The sequence below is a fragment of the Streptomyces sp. NPDC052101 genome, from assembly GCF_040680235.1.
In the GTDB taxonomy this organism is placed as follows: Bacteria; Actinomycetota; Actinomycetes; order Streptomycetales; family Streptomycetaceae; genus Streptomyces.
In genome coordinates this window covers 77,416-92,854 of the sequence record NZ_JBFAWH010000014.1, presented here as the reverse complement: position 1 = coordinate 92,854, position 15,439 = coordinate 77,416, and the positions used below count along the sequence as shown (strand labels likewise).

19 protein-coding genes and 2 pseudogenes are annotated in these 15,439 nt (G+C 67.7%); 10 read left to right on the top strand and 11 right to left on the bottom strand.

The features are described from left to right. A complete protein-coding gene (locus tag AB0L75_RS24690; RefSeq protein ID WP_365184482.1) occupies positions 1-279 on the bottom strand; it encodes a hypothetical protein in 279 nt (92 codons plus the stop codon). 851 nt (positions 280-1,130) lie between these two features. On the opposite strand from AB0L75_RS24690, the gene AB0L75_RS24685 reads away from it, so the two are divergent. After that, on the top strand, positions 1,131-1,739 hold the full coding sequence (locus AB0L75_RS24685; protein ID WP_365184479.1) for a hypothetical protein: 609 nt from the start codon (positions 1,131-1,133) through the stop codon (positions 1,737-1,739). Positions 1,740-1,932: 193 nt separating this feature from the next. Here AB0L75_RS24685 and AB0L75_RS24680 read toward each other — a convergent pair whose 3' ends face one another. After that, entirely contained in the window at positions 1,933-2,769 is an 837-nt protein-coding gene (locus AB0L75_RS24680; RefSeq protein WP_365184477.1) for a CPBP family intramembrane glutamic endopeptidase, read from the bottom strand. Between the two features lie 196 nt (positions 2,770-2,965). On the opposite strand from AB0L75_RS24680, the gene AB0L75_RS24675 reads away from it, so the two are divergent. From AB0L75_RS24675 to AB0L75_RS24660, 4 genes are all read left to right on the top strand, one after another. After that, entirely contained in the window at positions 2,966-4,210 is a 1,245-nt protein-coding gene (locus AB0L75_RS24675; protein WP_365184474.1) for a sensor histidine kinase, read from the top strand. After that, positions 4,198-4,848, top strand: a complete 651-nt coding sequence (locus AB0L75_RS24670; protein ID WP_365184471.1) for a response regulator transcription factor — start codon at positions 4,198-4,200, stop codon at positions 4,846-4,848. Before AB0L75_RS24675 ends, AB0L75_RS24670 begins: the two co-directional genes overlap by 13 nt. 167 nt (positions 4,849-5,015) lie before the next feature. Further along, positions 5,016-5,474: an SRPBCC domain-containing protein gene (locus tag AB0L75_RS24665; RefSeq protein WP_365184468.1), complete on the top strand. Its 459-nt coding sequence runs from the start codon at positions 5,016-5,018 to the stop codon at positions 5,472-5,474. Continuing rightward, entirely contained in the window at positions 5,471-5,815 is a 345-nt protein-coding gene (locus AB0L75_RS24660; RefSeq protein WP_365184465.1) for a metalloregulator ArsR/SmtB family transcription factor, read from the top strand. The genes AB0L75_RS24665 and AB0L75_RS24660 overlap by 4 nt, the downstream gene beginning before the upstream one ends. A 495-nt stretch (positions 5,816-6,310) precedes the next feature. On the opposite strand, the gene AB0L75_RS24655 is transcribed toward AB0L75_RS24660, so the two are convergent. The 3 genes and pseudogenes from AB0L75_RS24655 to AB0L75_RS24645 form a co-directional block, all read right to left on the bottom strand. Beyond that, positions 6,311-6,700, bottom strand: coding sequence for a hypothetical protein (locus tag AB0L75_RS24655; RefSeq protein WP_365184462.1), 390 nt, complete (start codon positions 6,698-6,700; stop codon positions 6,311-6,313). Positions 6,701-6,950: 250 nt separating this feature from the next. Beyond that, positions 6,951-7,289, bottom strand: a complete 339-nt coding sequence (locus AB0L75_RS24650; RefSeq protein WP_365184460.1) for an MFS transporter — start codon at positions 7,287-7,289, stop codon at positions 6,951-6,953. 2 nt (positions 7,290-7,291) lie between these two features. Further along, positions 7,292-7,492: pseudogene (locus AB0L75_RS24645) on the bottom strand (transposase); the annotation flags it as partial. 687 nt (positions 7,493-8,179) lie between these two features. Between AB0L75_RS24645 and AB0L75_RS24640 the strand changes: the two are divergent. Further along, complete coding sequence (locus AB0L75_RS24640; RefSeq protein WP_365184457.1) at positions 8,180-8,548, top strand: VOC family protein; 369 nt, start codon at positions 8,180-8,182, stop codon at positions 8,546-8,548. A 30-nt stretch (positions 8,549-8,578) separates the two neighbouring features. Here AB0L75_RS24640 and AB0L75_RS24635 read toward each other — a convergent pair. Both AB0L75_RS24635 and AB0L75_RS24630 read right to left on the bottom strand, forming a co-directional pair. After that, positions 8,579-8,701: pseudogene (locus AB0L75_RS24635) on the bottom strand (multidrug ABC transporter ATP-binding protein); the annotation flags it as partial. 53 nt (positions 8,702-8,754) lie between these two features. Next, positions 8,755-9,780, bottom strand: a complete 1,026-nt coding sequence (locus AB0L75_RS24630; protein ID WP_365184454.1) for a hypothetical protein — start codon at positions 9,778-9,780, stop codon at positions 8,755-8,757. A gap of 82 nt (positions 9,781-9,862) precedes the next feature. Between AB0L75_RS24630 and AB0L75_RS24625 the strand changes: the two genes are divergently transcribed. The 4 genes from AB0L75_RS24625 (at position 9,863) to tpx (ending at position 12,803) form a co-directional block, all read left to right on the top strand. Further along, positions 9,863-10,174, top strand: coding sequence for a helix-turn-helix transcriptional regulator (locus tag AB0L75_RS24625; protein ID WP_365184452.1), 312 nt, complete (start codon positions 9,863-9,865; stop codon positions 10,172-10,174). Between the two features lie 183 nt (positions 10,175-10,357). Continuing rightward, complete coding sequence (locus tag AB0L75_RS24620; protein ID WP_365184449.1) at positions 10,358-10,936, top strand: hypothetical protein; 579 nt, start codon at positions 10,358-10,360, stop codon at positions 10,934-10,936. 147 nt (positions 10,937-11,083) lie between these two features. Further along, positions 11,084-11,821: a polyprenol monophosphomannose synthase gene (locus AB0L75_RS24615; RefSeq protein ID WP_365184447.1), complete on the top strand. Its 738-nt coding sequence runs from the start codon at positions 11,084-11,086 to the stop codon at positions 11,819-11,821. Between the two features lie 481 nt (positions 11,822-12,302). After that, positions 12,303-12,803, top strand: a complete 501-nt coding sequence (gene tpx / locus AB0L75_RS24610; RefSeq protein WP_365184444.1) for a thiol peroxidase — start codon at positions 12,303-12,305, stop codon at positions 12,801-12,803. Positions 12,804-12,979: 176 nt separating this feature from the next. On the opposite strand, the gene AB0L75_RS24605 is transcribed toward tpx, so the two are convergent. From AB0L75_RS24605 to AB0L75_RS24590, 4 genes are all read right to left on the bottom strand, one after another. After that, positions 12,980-13,231 (bottom strand): transposase, encoded by a 252-nt coding sequence (locus AB0L75_RS24605; protein WP_365184853.1) that lies wholly within the window; start codon positions 13,229-13,231, stop codon positions 12,980-12,982. 228 nt (positions 13,232-13,459) lie between these two features. After that, on the bottom strand, positions 13,460-13,675 hold the full coding sequence (locus tag AB0L75_RS24600; RefSeq protein WP_365184441.1) for a hypothetical protein: 216 nt from the start codon (positions 13,673-13,675) through the stop codon (positions 13,460-13,462). Between the two features lies 1 nt (position 13,676). Next, positions 13,677-14,372 (bottom strand): hypothetical protein, encoded by a 696-nt coding sequence (locus tag AB0L75_RS24595; protein WP_365184438.1) that lies wholly within the window; start codon positions 14,370-14,372, stop codon positions 13,677-13,679. A 556-nt stretch (positions 14,373-14,928) separates the two neighbouring features. Further along, positions 14,929-15,123, bottom strand: a complete 195-nt coding sequence (locus AB0L75_RS24590) for a hypothetical protein (protein WP_365184435.1) — start codon at positions 15,121-15,123, stop codon at positions 14,929-14,931. Positions 15,124-15,439 lie beyond the last annotated feature (316 nt).

The following is a 15,439-nucleotide window of genomic DNA, read 5'->3' as shown; positions in this document are numbered from 1 at the left end:
TCACTCGGTGGGCCCTGCCAGGGCACGCAGCGCCCTGAGAATCCGGTGAGATACGCCTGTGTGGATGACGACGATGACGACGGCAGCAATCAGCCCGGCACCGAACAGGAGCTTGAGTACGCTGACCATCGGCATGCCAATGGCGGCCAGCACCGCACTGGCGACGACGATGACGATCACCACGGCGGCCTCCGCCAGACCGAGACGGCGGTTTGGAGACTCGCCTTCACCACCTGCATCCGCAGGGCCAGGAGCAGAGGCAGACTGCTTCTTATTCACGGGGTTTTCTCCCTGGTTGGGCCGTCCGACGACGCAGATCGCAGCCGGACGGGGCTACTGGCTCCAACGGGCGGACCACAGGCGGTTGGCGCCGCACGACGTGGTCCTCCACGTGCTACCCGAGCATCTCAGCCGAACGGCCCCTCACGCTCACCGCTTTGCCGGGTTCACCTTCTTTGGTGCATGCCTGTCCCCGCGTCGACAGACGATCAAGCCGTGACGCACGGTCAGCATCACTTCAGCAGAGCGTCGATAAGCAGCAGCAGGCGATACCTGTTCGCTGCTGTCATGGGCGCTGCTATGCCAGCTTTGATGCATTCTCGTCCCAAGTTGGCTTGCACGCCGCACTTCCCCCTGCGATCCTCAGCCCAGTAGGTCGCATCGCTTCTATGAGGCGACTGCTCGCCCTGAGTGCTACTGGCTCCAACCACAGCTGACCAGGGATCTGCAGGACTACGTTGGCGCGTGTCCTGCCGGATAGCCGGTGATCCACATGGACACCGGCTTGTTCCGTATCAGCTCACTCCCAGGACTGGACGGGGCACGACGTCCGTTCGAGCAGCTCTGGTCTGGAGGTCCTGGCGTACGAGCTGATGGTTGAACACCTTGCGGCTGAGGGGACGCCGGGGAGCAGCCACGAGGACTGACCGGCTAGTGCTGTGACCAGGGACGTTGGAAGGGATGTGCCGTCCGTTGCGACGGGGTCGGCGACCCGGGCGCTCGCGCTGTCGTCGGGCGGGAGATGAAGCAGCCCTGTTCTCCGTAAGCCGCTGCCCTCGGCCGCAGTGATCCGTGCAGTCGGCTGAGTCGCGCTCCGGTCGCAGGCTGCGGCGTTCAACGAGATCGGCCCTATGCTGACGGTCGTGCAGGTACTGGGTATGAGCAGTGAGGACGAGATGATCGCCTGCTTCTTGAGCGGCGAGCTGTCCAGCCGGAGGTTCGGCCCGGGCCTGCGATCCCACTTGTCGGCAGCCGGGCAGGCCGAGCAGTTGCTGACGCATCCAGACCTCTCCGACGCTGGAGCGAACTTCGCACGTCGCGCTCTGCTCGCTGCGACGCGCGGGTACGGCGAGAACCGCGACCTGTTCGAGAACTTCCCCACTCAAGTCACGTGGGCCAGGGCTCTCCTGTCCCCCGACGAGGCCGCCAGCGTGCGCTATCTCGACTATTCCTACTGGGTCGAACTGTCGGGTGGCAGCCGCCGGCCGACCGACGCGGCCGCACGCATCAAGGCAGGGCTGCGGGCGTTCGACGTGACCAACGATCCTTTCGTCGACGCAGCCCAGGCGCTCATCGGAGGCGAGTGCTTTCCTCCGCTCATCCTCGTCGGCGAGAGGCAGGACAACCTGGTCTGCCTTGAGGGCCATCTGCGCCTGACCGCCCACGCCCTCGCTGGCTTCCCTGCCGACATCGAGTGCCTGATCGGTACCGCGCCGGCCATGGGACGCTGGGCGCAGTAGTACGAGAAGGCGACATCTGACAGATCGGCAGCGACTTCAACGGCTTGGTGGCCGTAAGTGTCCGCCGAGCCAACGCGTGGCATGAGGCATCACCAGGGCTCTGACCAGGAGGTCAAGGGGAATGTCCGGCGTGAAGGTCATGCTGCGCTGGGCAAAGCGCGGGGTTTCGGTGAAGGAGACCAACGCCTCTCGGTCACCCCTTTGGCAAGTCGCCGCTCCGGACCGCGACCAGTCCGCGCGGGGCGGCGCCGTCGCCGGGCGCATGGTGCCCGGCGCACCGTCGGCAGGTCAGCCAGATGGCCAGCACGGCGAGGGCGCACGCCGGCCAGGTCGAGATGCTCAGCGGCCCGGCGAGCAGCGGATCGACGAGGTGCCCCGAGACGTCGCTGGTCAGCGGCAGCGCGAACTCGTTGAGCGACAGGTGCGCCGCGACGGCCGCCCACACCGACCCGGTGGACAGCCGGACGGTGGCGATCACCGTTCCGAGGAGCATGGCGGTCACCACGGCGACTGGTATGCCCAGCAGCACCGAATGGCCGGGGTAGCTTCCGCCGAGGGCGGTCATCGGGACGTGCCAGGCCCCCCAGATCGCGCCGCTGATCAGTAGGCCGCGGATCCTGCCATGACGTAGCAACCGGGGCAGCAGGTAGCCCTGCCAGCCGAGTTCCTCGCCGAAGTACAGCGGAATGGACACCAGCGCGCTCAGCACGAGCGGCGTGATCGTGGCGGGCCCGGGCAGGTGCGCGGGGGTGTACCAGTGGGCGAGTGTGGCCACGATCAGGCCGGCGGCGGTGAGGCCGAGCGGGATCGTGAGCGCGATCGCGACGGAGTGGACTTCGTGCCGCCACGGTGTGGCCCTGGCCAGTCCGAGGACCCGCACGGCCTCGCGCGGCCCTTGTCGGCGCGCGGTGAGACCGAAGGCGGTCAGCGCCGGCACCAGCATCATGAGGATCATGCACAGCGCCGCGAGCCGCGGAGTCCCCTGCGCGGCGCTCGTCCGACGGAGGCCGTCGAGCCAGAGTGGGATCATAGTGATCCACGCCCCGACAAAGCTGATTGCCAGGAAGGGGACGAGACCGGGGCGAGAGCCGCCCGGGGTGTTCGTTCGTTTCATGGCCTTGACGCTACGAACTGCGAGGTGACGGAGGCGGTCGTGCACGCTCGCCAACCAATGGTGTAGCGCGCACCACTGCGCCGGGAGGCCGGGGAGGGGAAGACTGGCCGTCGTGATTGCGTTCTCGATGGCGCGAGCGAGCGGGGTGCGTTCGGCCCATGCCGCCGGGTACTGCGCGGTAGCGTGCGTCCGGGGATTGACCCTGGTCGTGCTGGTGCCCGTGCTGATGTACTCGGCCGTGCTCTGCCTGGTCGGCGTGGGTCTGCTCGTCCTGCCGCTCGAGCTGCGGCTGCTGCGCCGGCTGGCCGACGGCGAGCGCGAGCGGCTGGGACGGTGGGCGGCCGCATCTACGGCACCGGCCGGACCGCACGCGCGAAGGCGCCTGATGGCGGTGCTGTCGGATCCGGCGACCGGCCGCGACCTGCGCTGGGCCCCCTGCATGATGGTCGTCGGCACCACGTTCGGCCTCATCGGCGTGGCGCTGTTCCTGTTCCCGGCGGCCGTGCTCGCACTCGTAGGCCTGTGGTGGCTGTTCCCCGAGGACGAGCCGATCAGGCTGATGCTGAACATCCCGATCGACGGCTGGGGATCCGCGGTCTACGTCGGAGTTCCGCAGTTCCTGCTGAGCGTGTTGCTCGCCCTGTTCGGCCCGCCCCTGCTGGCCAGGCTGGCGGCGTCTGTGAGCCGGTGGCTGCTCGCCCCCTCGGCCGCCGCGATCCTCGCCGAGCGCGTGTTGACGCTGGACCGGACGCGCACCGGGGCGATCAACGCGCACGGCAGCGAGCTGCGCCGCATCGAGCGGGACCTGCACGACGGCACCCAAGCGCGGCTGGTGTCCCTGGCCATGCAGCTCGGGCTCGCCGAGCGGACGCTGGGCTCCAACCCCGCAGCGGTGGGCCCGCTGTTGGCCCGGGCGCGGGAGGGCGCCGAGGAGGCGATGGCCGAGCTGCGCGACGTGCTGCGCTCCGTCTACCCGCCGATCCTCGCCGACCGGGGCCTGGCCGGCGCGGTCTCGGCGGTCGTCGCCCGCTGCCCGATACCCGCCACCGTGGAACTCGGCGAACTCGGCGATGTACCGGCGCAGGCCGAGGTCGCCGTGTACTTCGCCATCACCGAGGCGCTCACCAATGCGGCCAAGCACGGCCACGCCGGTTCCGTGTCGGTCACCCTGGCCAGGGTCGGCGGCACGGTCCGCGCGGTGATCACCGACGACGGCCGAGGCGGGGCAGTCGAGGGCAGCGGCACCGGGTTGCGCGGCATGCGGCAGCGCGTCGAGGCAGTTGACGGCGGGCTGCGGGTGCAGAGCCCGCCCGGCGGGCCCACAGTGATCACCGTGGAGTGCCCGTGCGAATCCTGATCGCCGAGGACAACGCGCTGCTCGCGCAGGGCCTTTCCGCGATGCTGGAGGCCCTGGGGAACGAGGTACTCGCCACGACCGAGGACGCCGAGTCCTTCGTGACGGCTGCTGTTGCCCACCGGCCGGACGTGGCCGTGGTGGACGTCCGCCTCCCCCCGTCCTTCACCGACGAGGGCATCAGAGCCGCACTGCGCGCCAGGGCGCTTGTCCCGGGCCTCCCGATCCTCGTGCTCTCCCAGTACGTCGAGGACACCTACGCCCGAGAGCTGCTCGCCGACGGCACCGGCGTGGGCTACCTGCTCAAGGACCGAGTCGCCCGCGTCGACGACTTCCTTGAGGCGCTGCGCAGGGTGGCGGCCGGCGGCACGGCGCTCGACCCCGACGTGGTCCGGCAGCTCCTCGCGGTGCGCGGCAACCCCTTGGCGAGGCTCACCGAGCGCGAACGCGAAGTACTCGCGATGATGGCCCAGGGATACGGGAACTCCGAGATCGCCGATCGCTTCGTTGTCACCGAGCGGGCCGTGCACAAGCACGTCGGGAACATTTTCGCGAAGCTCGACCTCCCCCCTGAGGACAGCGGCCACCGGCGTGTCCTCGCAGTTCTCACCTATCTCGGCGCCCCCCAACGTGAATCCTGACGTCCGGGATGAGGAGCAATGCCGTTGTTCAGACCTCGGGCGAGTAGCGGGTGCTCGAAGCTTGCGGGACCCAAGCGGCCACTTGACCCATGCGCAACCAATCGGTTGCGCATGGGCTCCTGGATATGCAACCTTTGGGTAGCGCATCCGGATGAGATGAGGTTGCAATGATCCCCAACACGATCGAACGCGCCATCCTGATCAATACCTCCAGGGAACGGGTCTGGTCCGTGCTGAGCGAGCCCGCTTTCCTCGGTCGCTGGTTCGGGAACGGAGAGCCGGTCAAGATCGACCTGCGCCCCGGCGGTCTCCTGGTCTTCGACCACGGCATCCACGGCGTCATTCCCGCCCGTATCCAGACAGTCGAACCGCCACGTGTCCTGTCCTGGCGGTGGTCCCAAGGCGCCGCAGGCGAGGAGCCGGACGACTCCAACGCCTCCCTGGTCGAGTTCACCCTGACCGAAGACGACTCCACAGGAGGCACCCGGCTCACCATGGTCGAGAGCGGCTTCGCGCACCTCGGGCTGCCCACCGACGAGGCCACCGACCGGCACCGCGCCAACAGCCAGAACTGGCCCGGCAAGCTCGACCAACTGCGCGCGGACTGCGAACAGACCACGGCATGACCCGCACCACCAAAGGCGAACAGGCCCCCGATGACGTCCTGGTGGCCCTAGCCGACCCGATCCGCCGAGAAGTCCTGGCCGTCCTTGCCCGCGAAGGCGGCGCGACCTCGACATCCCTGGCAGTAAGCCTCCCCATCACCCGCCAGGCGGTGGCCAAACACCTGGCCGTCCTCGACCGCGCCGGACTGGTACGCGCCCACCGGGCCGGACGCGAGGTCCGCTACGAAGCCGACCTGCAGCCGCTGAAGCGGACAACGCGGTGGCTGGACGCCCTCGCCACCCAGTGGGAACACCGCCTCAACGCGATCAAGGATCTGGCGGAAGGGGCCACTGGGCCCTGAACCCCCGCAGTGCCGCCTCAGTGGGGGTCTTTCTACCTCGATGCCACAGGTCAGGGCGGCCATGTTACCCGTGAGGCAGAAGCTGCCGTTTCGCTTTGGCGCATCGGCAACGACATGTCGAGACAGCACGACATCCCGGTACCCCACGACCGACCTCGGCGCCCCCGACCTCCCGCGACCCGTACCAGCCACGCGCAGTTGGCCCGCAGCCAAGCCCTAATCAAAGCAGCCGCAATGGAGTCACCGTCGACGGCGTGGCTGCCGTGGCCGGGTAGCGTCGGTTGCCGACCACCGTGCCCGCGGCGTGCGTGGAGGATCTGCAGGCCGCAGCTCACGACACCGAATCATATTTTCGAGCGGCACGGGCATCGCTGCCGTGTTGATCGGGCTCCCGGTCAGCCACGGCCAGCCTTGTCGGGACCCGCAGGGCGCAGCACGAACGTGGAGGACCACCCATGGCCCCCATGGGTGGTCCTCCAAGGGCAACTCCCCGGTTCAGCGCACTGTGACCGTGTAGGCCCGGGAAGTCGGGCCGTACTGGTAGTGCTTGTCCTTGGGTGATTTGCTCTCGATCAGAGCACCACGGAACTGGTAGGAGCCTTTGTGTGACGCCTTTATGCGTATGTCGAGACCGGTGGCGTAGCCGTAGTCACCCTTAGCGCACTTGAGGTTGTGCCAGGCTTCATGTCCGGTCCGCTCCTGAATACACAAGCGCTCCCACACACTGGCGTCGTCGTCGCCTCCATCCACCTTCAGATGAATCATCCCGCCCACATGGGCGGTACGCGGGCCGGCTGTGAACTCGATGTTGGACTTGGCGGAGGCGGTGGTAGCCGCGAGGCCGAGCGCGGAGACTCCTGCCAAAGCGACGATGGCGGTGCGCATGGCACCACGATTGAGCCTGCTCATGTTCTTGCATTCCCCTTTGCTGAAAGGCGAAAAGCCAGTTGATACAGGCCCTGAGGGAAACCGGTCGAGCTTCCCCCTGTTTCCGGCCCGTACGAGTATTCAGACGGCGGAGAGAGGCATGTGGTTGTCGGCCCGTTCACCGCGGTTTCGTAACGGGTATGCAGCGACCGCACTTGTGGCCGACGCTGAGCGCAGGCCACAGGTGCGGACAGGACGGGGCCCACGCTCAGTCGTGGGCGTGGGCGAGCCGCGGAGCCTGGGCCAGATCGAGATCGATGGTCTCGGGGGCGAGGAAGTGCGAGACCAGCCCTTCGAGGGCGAGCACCCCGGCTCCGATGAGGAGCACGAATTCGGCGCCGAAGTGAGCCAGGCCCATTGGCAGGAGGAGGGTGCCGATGGCGGCCCCGCCCCGGCTCATCGCCGCGGCGAAGCCCACGCCCATGGTCCCCATGGAGGTGGGAAAGACCTCCAGCGGGTAGACGGCGGTCAGCGTGCTGGAGGCGCCGTTGAGCAAGATGAAGAAGAGGAAGCCCGCGACCACGACGAAGCTGGAACCGGGCCACACGGCGAGCCGTCGACGGCCGCCCGGGAGAAGTCCAGGCCGTTCGCGCTGTGGAGCTTGGCAAGGAGGGTCTCGTGCAGCCGGGATCACACCCCGGCCTCGGTCCACTCGGCCAGGCGCCGCCGGCAGGTCGTGCCCGGCCCGAAGCCGAGGTCCTGCGGCAGGTGCTCCCAGGAAATCCCGGTGTGCAACACGAACACGATGCCCTGGAACGCCAGCCCATTAGCTGCGCTGGCGACTTGATGACCGACGAGCGCTTGCCGGCACTCTTGAGATTGAGATCCTTGCCGCTGACGACGACCTGTTCCGTGTACGTCCCGCCCTGGACGAGGATGGCGTCACCCGAGGAAGCCGCGTCCACCGCCGCCTGAATGGTGCGGTAGTCACCTGGCACGACCAGCGTCGCAGCCGCCTGGGCGGCAGGTGCGATGGCAACTATCGCACCCTGCGTCGCCAGGACTGACAGAACGGCAAGGACGCCTCTCGTACCCAGATTCTCTGACGTCTTCAAAGCGCCCTTCATGGAACTCCTTGTTCATCACATGGGCGAACTGGATAAAACTACCAATACCTGACCAAATGGAAATCGAGCGGCGCGCCATGCGATCAAGGCAAGGCGTCGCCTGTCTGGTTCGGGCGCTCTCATCCGTGCCCCGCCCCCTTCTGCGGACCGTGACGGATGGCCGCAGGAGCCTGGTTGTAGGACAGCGGCGATACGGCAGCCACAGCCGAAGTGCCTGGTCAGCAGAGGTGGTGTGACCTCGTTTCGGGCTGCTCGTACTGGTCGCGGGCGGCAGTCTGGAATGTAGATCGCTGGCAGGGTGGGTTTGCCGATGAGTTCACCGTCCTCGAACGGTCTACCAAGCGACACGACCGTTCTCGACAGGAGTGCCATGTCCACCATCCAGCCAGTGATCATCACTGCCGACCAGGAAGTCCTGCTCGGCTTCTATACGAAATTGTTCGGCGCCAAGGAGATCTTCCGGGTACCGGCGGAAGGCCCGGCCTTCTACCTCGGCCTGCGCATCGGTGACACCGACCTCGGGCTGGTGGCCAAGACGAACCCGGGGACTGGGGCGGCACCGCGGATCCTGCTCAGCATTGGTGTCGACGACGTCGACGAGACGCTCGGCCGGGTGACGGCGCTGGGCGGCTCGGTCCGCAGCGGCCCCAACGACATGCCGTGGGGACAGCGCGTCGCCCACATCCAGGACCCCGACGGCAACCCGGTGAATCTCACCCAGCCGATCCCGGCTCAGTGACGCTGCTCCGGGTGCTTGTCCTGGTTCGGACGTGGAGGTCTTGCCCGCCCCGTTCGGGCCGAGCAGCGTGCAGATCTGGCCGGCTTCGACGGCGAAGCAGAGCCCGCTGACGGCCTGTCTGCGCCCGTAACTGTTTGGACAGTTCACGGGCACAGATCACAGGCGCTGCTGTTCCAGCAGTGTGGACCGTTCCATCGTCACGCCGTTCACCGGTTCGCACCCGGTCGTCGAAAGTGGATGCCGGCCGCGCCCGCCTGGTGGCGGCGCGAGCCGGAGGGCCCCTGGGGGAAGCAGGCGAGCAGGACAGCCGCCGTGATCACGGACGCGGCCAGACCGGCGCCCAGCGTGAGGGCGGCCAGCGCCGGAACGGACGCCAGTGGTCCCGTCCCGAACACCGGCCACAGGGCGTCGCGGAACGCCGTCGCCACGCTGATCGCGACGCATCCGGCGACCGTCGATGCCTCGGCGATGCGGCGGGTCCGGGTGCGCGGCAGCCGGGCGATGAACCCGGCGACCGCGTTGCTGATCACGCAGAACGCGAGGTTGGAGGTCGCCACGACGATCAGCATCCAGGCGATGAGCAGCGGATCCGTCCAGTGTTCGCCGATGGCCTGGGCGGCAGTGATACCCGCCGCCGCCAGCGTGCTCAGTACGGCGAACACCGTCATCGCTCGGCGGCGCACCCAGCCCACGGCATCCGCATCGGCCCAACGCCGCAGCACCGGAATCCGCCGGCAGACGAACACGGCGTCGCCGAGCCAGTCGTGCCGCCGGCTGCGGGACGAGCCGGGCCGTCGGCGACACCGCACCAGCCACGCCGCTGCCACCACAGTGAGTACGGAGTTGACGGCCAGCCCGCTGATCAGCACCGACGCCCATCCCGAGAACGAGGACGGCGTGCGGGCGATGACCGCGACGCACTCGAACGCAAGCGTGAGCCCGACCAGTGTGGTCATCGCCCCCGCCGCACGCATCGTCTGCCGCGCCCGGTCGGCACCGCCCGGCGCCCGCCACGCGAGCAGCCGCAGCGCGATCACCAGAGCGAGCATCGGCACCGTGAACTGAGCCAAGGACACCATCACGTCGTACGGGTCGTCCTGCCACGGGCTGACCGCTCTGACCGTCTTGTCCTGGGTTGCCAGCACCGTCAACGCCTCGAACACAGCGGCGCCGCCGAGGCTCACCCAGACCACGGCCGAGGACACCCGGCCGTTCTCCTCCATGGGTTCCATGCCGCGTCATAGTACGCGCCTCGTACTACGTGACAAGTAGTATCGCGGGTCGTAGCATGTGGGGCGGGAGGCAAAGAGACCGATGCACAGCAACGACGCCCAGATGCTCGTGCTCACCGTCCTCGCGGGCGGCCCACTGCACGGATACGCCATCAACACCGCGATCGAGGAACTCACCGGCCGCAGACTCGGCCCCGGCAGCCTCTACGGAGCGCTGTCCCGGCTGGAGGCGCGCGAGCTGATCCGGCCCGCGGACGAGACGTCCGACGCCCAGGAACGCCACCGCACCATGCAGATCACCGACACCGGCCGCGACCAACTGCGCACCGAACTCCAGCAGATGGCCCGCGTCTCCGCCGCCGGCCTGCGCGCACTCGGGATCACCCCGGCATGAACGCAGCCACGCTCCTGACCCGGCTCTACCCGCCGGCCGTTCGCGAGCGCTGGGGCGAAGACATCAGTCACGAGGTGTCCGCATCGGGAATCCGCTGCTGGCCCGACACCCTCGTGGGGGCCGCGCGACTCTGGCTGCACCCCCGGCGACTGGCCCGAGACGTGCGCCGGCCAGACCCGGCGCGTGCTGACCGTCGCCCTGTTCGCGCTCACCGCGGCCACCGGCCTGCTGCTGCGCTCGGCCGAACCCTCCACCACGCTGACGGCCGACCTCCACCACCCCGCCACCAGTCTCTGGCTTGCCCCGCTCCTGCTCGGCATCGGCCTCGCCGCGCCACTTCCCCCGCTGCGCGGCGAAGCGCTGCGCCGCCTGACCTCCGCGGTGGTCCGCGCCCTGGCAACTCCGACCGCCGCGTTCCTGGCCATGTGCCTGATGGCATGGAGCGGCACTGCCGAACACGTCACAGGCGTCGCCGACGCAGCCATGGTCATCTACTACTGGCTCGCGCTCGGATTCGCCGCGTTCCGTCTGTGCACCCTCGTCGCCCGCGTGGCCCGGACCGCCGCCCTGCCGACAACACGCCGACTGTCCACGGCTCTCCTGCTCATCGGCGCGGGACTGGCCCTCGCCGCGAGCCAGAACTTCCTCGCCATGGTCCGGACTCTGCCCCGCCCGGGCTCCCTCGCCGAGACCCTGGCGCTGAGTCTCCTGGCCGCCGCGGCGATCAGCACCGGCCGCGATCTACGGCGGATGAGGTCATAGGCTCCAACAGAGGCACAAGGCGGGGCCTCACCGCCGATCATCCCGGACATACCAGACGACGTCAGAGCGGGCCCGCGACCGGCGCTCCGCGAAGCCAAGTGACCAGCACCCCTGAACCACTCCCAACCCCCTCCCCAGGAATTGCCGATGGCTGTCCAATCCCCGAAGATCGTTGTCGTCGTGCCGACCTACAACGAGCGGGACAACCTGCCTGTCCTGGCCGGCCTGCTCGCGGACCTTCCGATGCCCGACCTGCACCTGCTCGTGGTCGACGACAACTCGCCCGACGGCACCGGCGCCGTCGCCGACGAACTCGCAGCCGAGTCACCGGACACCGTCGGCGTGCTGCACCGCAGCGCCAAAGACGGTCTCGGCCGCGCCTACGTCGCGGGGATGGCCCGCGCGCTGGACGAGGGCGCCGATGTAGTGGTCCAGATGGACGCCGATCTCTCGCACCCGGCCTCAGCGATCCCCGCCATGGTCGACACGCTGCTGACGAAGAACGCCGCCGTCGTACTCGGATCCCGCTACGTGACAGGAGGCTCGACCGCCACCGACTGGCCGTGGCACCGCAAGACCCTGTCCACGTGGGCCAACCTCTACGTCAACGCGATCCTTCGACTACACGTGAAGGACGCCACCGCCGGGTTCAAGGCATGGCGGGCCGAGACGCTGCGAGCGATCGACCTGCCGTCGATCCGCAGCAACGGGTACTCCTTCCAGGTCGAGATGAACTACCGCACCATCAAGCGGGGGCTGACCATCCTCGAAGTGCCCATCAAGTTCGAGGAACGCACGCGAGGGGCATCGAAGATGAGCCTGGAAGTACAGCTCGAATCCGCACTCACCCCGTGGAAGCTGCGCTTCGGCAGCACGCCGAGCTGAGTCGTTCCTCAGAGGCCCGTCAGCGAGCCCACACATACCTTCTCTGCCTCAGCGATACGTGAGCGGAAGGTCCGGCACGAGCGGGACCGCGTACGAAAACCCCGTCTTCGGCCGGGACGGCCCACTCGATGAGGACTCGGGAACATCGGAGCAGCCATTAGCTCCAAGGAACGAGGTCGTGTCCCGCCCGACGTGGTGTGGGGGATCAAGCGCTGTGCGTTCCGGTTCGAGGCCTATGGCGATCTGTGTGGAGGCCGCAGCTCACGAAGTGTCCTGGCAAGGTGAGTTGAGCACCCAATTGGGCCGAACCACCGTTCCTGGCCTGCAGATTCCGGTGTCTTGATCCCCTACACCACCTGGCGGGACGCCATCAGGAACGATCTACCGACCGAAAGCCGGTGCAAGGCGCAGGGGCCATGGGAAGATTGCGAAGCTCAGGGGGAAGTCCTCCACGAGAATCTCATTGACCAGGAGACCACTCATGCCCAACGTCACTCTCGGCGGAAACCCGATCACCGTCAGCGGTACTTTCCCGAAGCAGGGCGACAAGGCACCGGCGTTCACACTCGTCCGCAATGACCTGTCGGACGTCTCACTGGACAGCTTCGCCGGCAAGCGCAAGGTCCTGAACATCTTCCCCAGCCTCGACACCGCCACCTGTGCCACGTCCGTGCGCAGGTTCAATCAAGACGCGGCAAAGCTCAGCGACACCGTGGTGCTGTGCATCTCCGCAGACCTGCCGTTCGCCCAGAAGCGCTTCTGCGAGGCTGAGGGCATCACGGAGGTGGTCGCCCTCTCCATGATGCGCGGCCGCGAATTCCTCGCCAACTACGGTGTGGCAATGGAGAGCGGCGCGCTGAGTGGACTGGCCGCCCGGGCTGTCGTCGTCCTCGACACCGACAACACGGTTCTGTACTCGGAGCTGGTGCCTGAGATCGCCCAGGAGCCTGGCTACGACGCGGCTTTGGCCGCCCTGCAGTAATCCACCCAGCCCGGCGGGCTCGGTCACCCCGGGCCCACGCCCAGGGTGACCGGTCTTGAACCGGAACCACCGCAATTCCCTACAGCAACGCGGCACGTGAGGCCGTAGTCGCACGAAAGTGGTCACCTGAACCGCTCAATGGCCAACTGGGGGGTTCTGGCCGCGATTGTGTGGTGCTACGTCTGGACGAGGATGCGGGCTCCGAGGAGTGAGAACGAGGTGCGTCCGTACATCTGGCGCTTGATGGTCTTGATCCGGTTGACGTGTCCTTCGACCGCGCCCGAGCTGTACGGGAGGGTGAGGCCGGCGGTGACAGGGTCGAGGTCCTGGCGGAGGTAGCCGGCGAAGCTGCGGATCGGGGCGGGAGCGTCCCGCTCCGCTCGCTTGATCCATTCCATGAGCAGGTGGCCGCGACGGTGGCGGGGCAGGTTTGAGCCCGCCGACGAGGCCGTTGCTCGGGCGGGACATGGCTTCAGCGTTCGGGTTTGGGGCCGTCATCTGGATCTGAAAGGCATCCCCCTGGCTGGCGCCTGGGGGATGCCTGGGTGTCCTCGCTCCTGAAGGCGGTTGCGGCCTGACGGCTGTGGCATGCCGTGGGCCGGCGCATGACTGCGTCGACGCGGCGGGTGTGAACGCCGGCCGGTGGAGCGGTGTGTTTACTCCAGGTGGATGTCGCCGTACTGGTTCAGGGTCGCGAACATGCGGCTGAACTGGCCGTTTGTGAAGCGGGTGCGGCATGTGTCGTAGGACCAGTCCATCATGTTATGGATCGGGTCCTCATAGTTGGGTGAACAGCTGTGGCGGCCGATGGGACAGCCCACGGCCGGGGAGGCTTCGGGCGTGGTGTCGTCGACGTAGTCCCCGCCCTTCAAGCTACAGACGCCCTTGGAAGGTGTTGAAGAGCCCCACCCAGTGGCGGATCTGATGGATCGCCGTCTTGCCCTGGTTGTGGTGGGGGTCGGTGCCACCGGGCAGGCTGTCGTAGGGGAGCACCACGCCGTCTTGATCCGGATGGTCTTGGTAGTCCCAGGGATAGGTGAACCAGCCGCCGGGCATCTGGTCGGAGTTGGCCGAGTAGATGTTGACGGTCTGCTCATTGCCCATGTGGTACTGCCGCTTCAGGGGCCCATCGTTGAAATACTCGAGGCCGTGGAGAGTCGTGTGGTCCGTGGCGACGCGATTCCTGCGCATGAGCTGGAAACGCAGACCGATGTTCCGGAAGTACGTGTTCGCCAATTCGATCTGCTTGTTGATGGCCTCGTCGGGGATGCTCCCGTCGGACGGGTTGTCCTTGTCGTAGAGGACGGTCCAGTACACCGGGACGGTGAACGATGGGTGCGGCCGCTTCTTCGCAGGGTGGACGCTCGGATGCTGCTGGAGGTCTCGTTGTACGGCCTCGTCCGGTGTCCTGCTGACGGCGTCCTCGCGAACGGTGCCGGTTTCCTTTGCCGAACGAGTGATGCAGGCGTGGGCGGTACCTGCGGCGCCGGAACTGGCCGGGACGACCAGGCAGGCAGCCAGCAGTCCCGACAAGGCCAACCCGCGACGAAGCAGTCTCGTCGCCCTCATGCCATCACCCCCTGCGTGAGTCCATGCCGCCGCTTCGGAGCAGCGAACGAGGCCGCCGCGACGGCGAGAGCCGCAACGGCGGCACCCGCCGCCAGACGCTGCTTCACAGTGTGGAACACACCCCCCTCCATTACTCTTCGCTTACAGTTGAACATAATTAGCGAGCATGCTGTGAGGTCACTGCCGCCGTGCCGGCCTCGCCCCGATTCCGCCCCGCGAAACACCCCGATATGGGGAAACTTCCTGTCGCTCACAGTCGCCAGCCTCACTCCGCCCGCGCCTGTCGGTGTCACCGTCAGCGAGGCCAAGAGCACAGCCGGCCTCACCCTCCCGTACAGCTCGGGCGCAGTCGAAGGACACGTCAACCGGATCAAGACCATCAAGCGCCAGATGTACGGCGCACCTCGTTCTCACTCCTCGGAGCCCGCATCCTCGTCCAGACGTAGGCATCACACAATCGCGGCCAGAACCCCCCAGTTGGCACCGCTCGCCAAGTACGTTGCTCAGTTCGGCGAGAAGGCGGGCGGTGTACACGTCGCCGGAGCGGTCGGACCCATCAGGAGCTGCTCCAGGCGTATGCGTCCCAGTAGCCGTCGTGGCGGACGCAGCCGCCGTCGGCGACGACCAGTCCCTCGCCGGTACGCCGGCCGGGGCGCAGCGACAGCTCGACGCCGTGGTCATCGGTGGTGTGGATCTCTTGCAGGCCGGTCGCTTTGTCGGTGAGTGGGTCGGTCCCCGGCTCCGTCGTCACCTTCCATCCCCGCTCGGACCACTGCCTGCGAAGGTTGGCGACCGCTGCACGGTACCCGGCGTCGCCGTTCTCGAAATCCGGGGCCCAGGAGACAGACGGCTGGTCCCGGTGAGCACGCCGAAGCCAACCGCGAGCGTGCCCAGTCCGAATGCCGTCCTCCGTCTGATGGCGGTCATGACGATCTCCTTCTGGTCGCGATGAATCCCGCGGTTGTCAGTCGCCGAGGGCTGCCGCAGGCGGGGAGCGCGAGCACTGTCCTTCACAGCTCTCGGCGACTCGCTCCGGCGACTGTCACGCAGGCGCGGGGCCGCCCGCA

What these genes read in the sequence shown, in the direction of transcription:
- AB0L75_RS24685 (WP_365184479.1), top strand. Translation starts at nt 1,131, where the DNA reads ATGCTGACGGTCGTGCAGGTACTGGGTATGAGCAGTGAGGACGAGATG.
- AB0L75_RS24680 (WP_365184477.1), bottom strand. Translation starts at nt 2,769, where the DNA reads ATGATCCCACTCTGGCTCGACGGCCTCCGTCGGACGAGCGCCGCGCAG.
- AB0L75_RS24625 (WP_365184452.1), top strand. Translation starts at nt 9,863, where the DNA reads ATGCACAGCAACGACGCCCAGATGCTCGTGCTCACCGTCCTCGCGGGC.
- AB0L75_RS24640 (WP_365184457.1), top strand. Translation starts at nt 8,180, where the DNA reads ATGTCCACCATCCAGCCAGTGATCATCACTGCCGACCAGGAAGTCCTG.
- AB0L75_RS24595 (WP_365184438.1), bottom strand. Translation starts at nt 14,372, where the DNA reads ATGAGGGCGACGAGACTGCTTCGTCGCGGGTTGGCCTTGTCGGGACTG.
- tpx (WP_365184444.1), top strand. Translation starts at nt 12,303, where the DNA reads ATGCCCAACGTCACTCTCGGCGGAAACCCGATCACCGTCAGCGGTACT.
- AB0L75_RS24630 (WP_365184454.1), bottom strand. Translation starts at nt 9,780, where the DNA reads ATGGAACCCATGGAGGAGAACGGCCGGGTGTCCTCGGCCGTGGTCTGG.
- AB0L75_RS24615 (WP_365184447.1), top strand. Translation starts at nt 11,084, where the DNA reads ATGGCTGTCCAATCCCCGAAGATCGTTGTCGTCGTGCCGACCTACAAC.
- AB0L75_RS24655 (WP_365184462.1), bottom strand. Translation starts at nt 6,700, where the DNA reads ATGCGCACCGCCATCGTCGCTTTGGCAGGAGTCTCCGCGCTCGGCCTC.
- AB0L75_RS24665 (WP_365184468.1), top strand. Translation starts at nt 5,016, where the DNA reads ATGATCCCCAACACGATCGAACGCGCCATCCTGATCAATACCTCCAGG.
- AB0L75_RS24660 (WP_365184465.1), top strand. Translation starts at nt 5,471, where the DNA reads ATGACCCGCACCACCAAAGGCGAACAGGCCCCCGATGACGTCCTGGTG.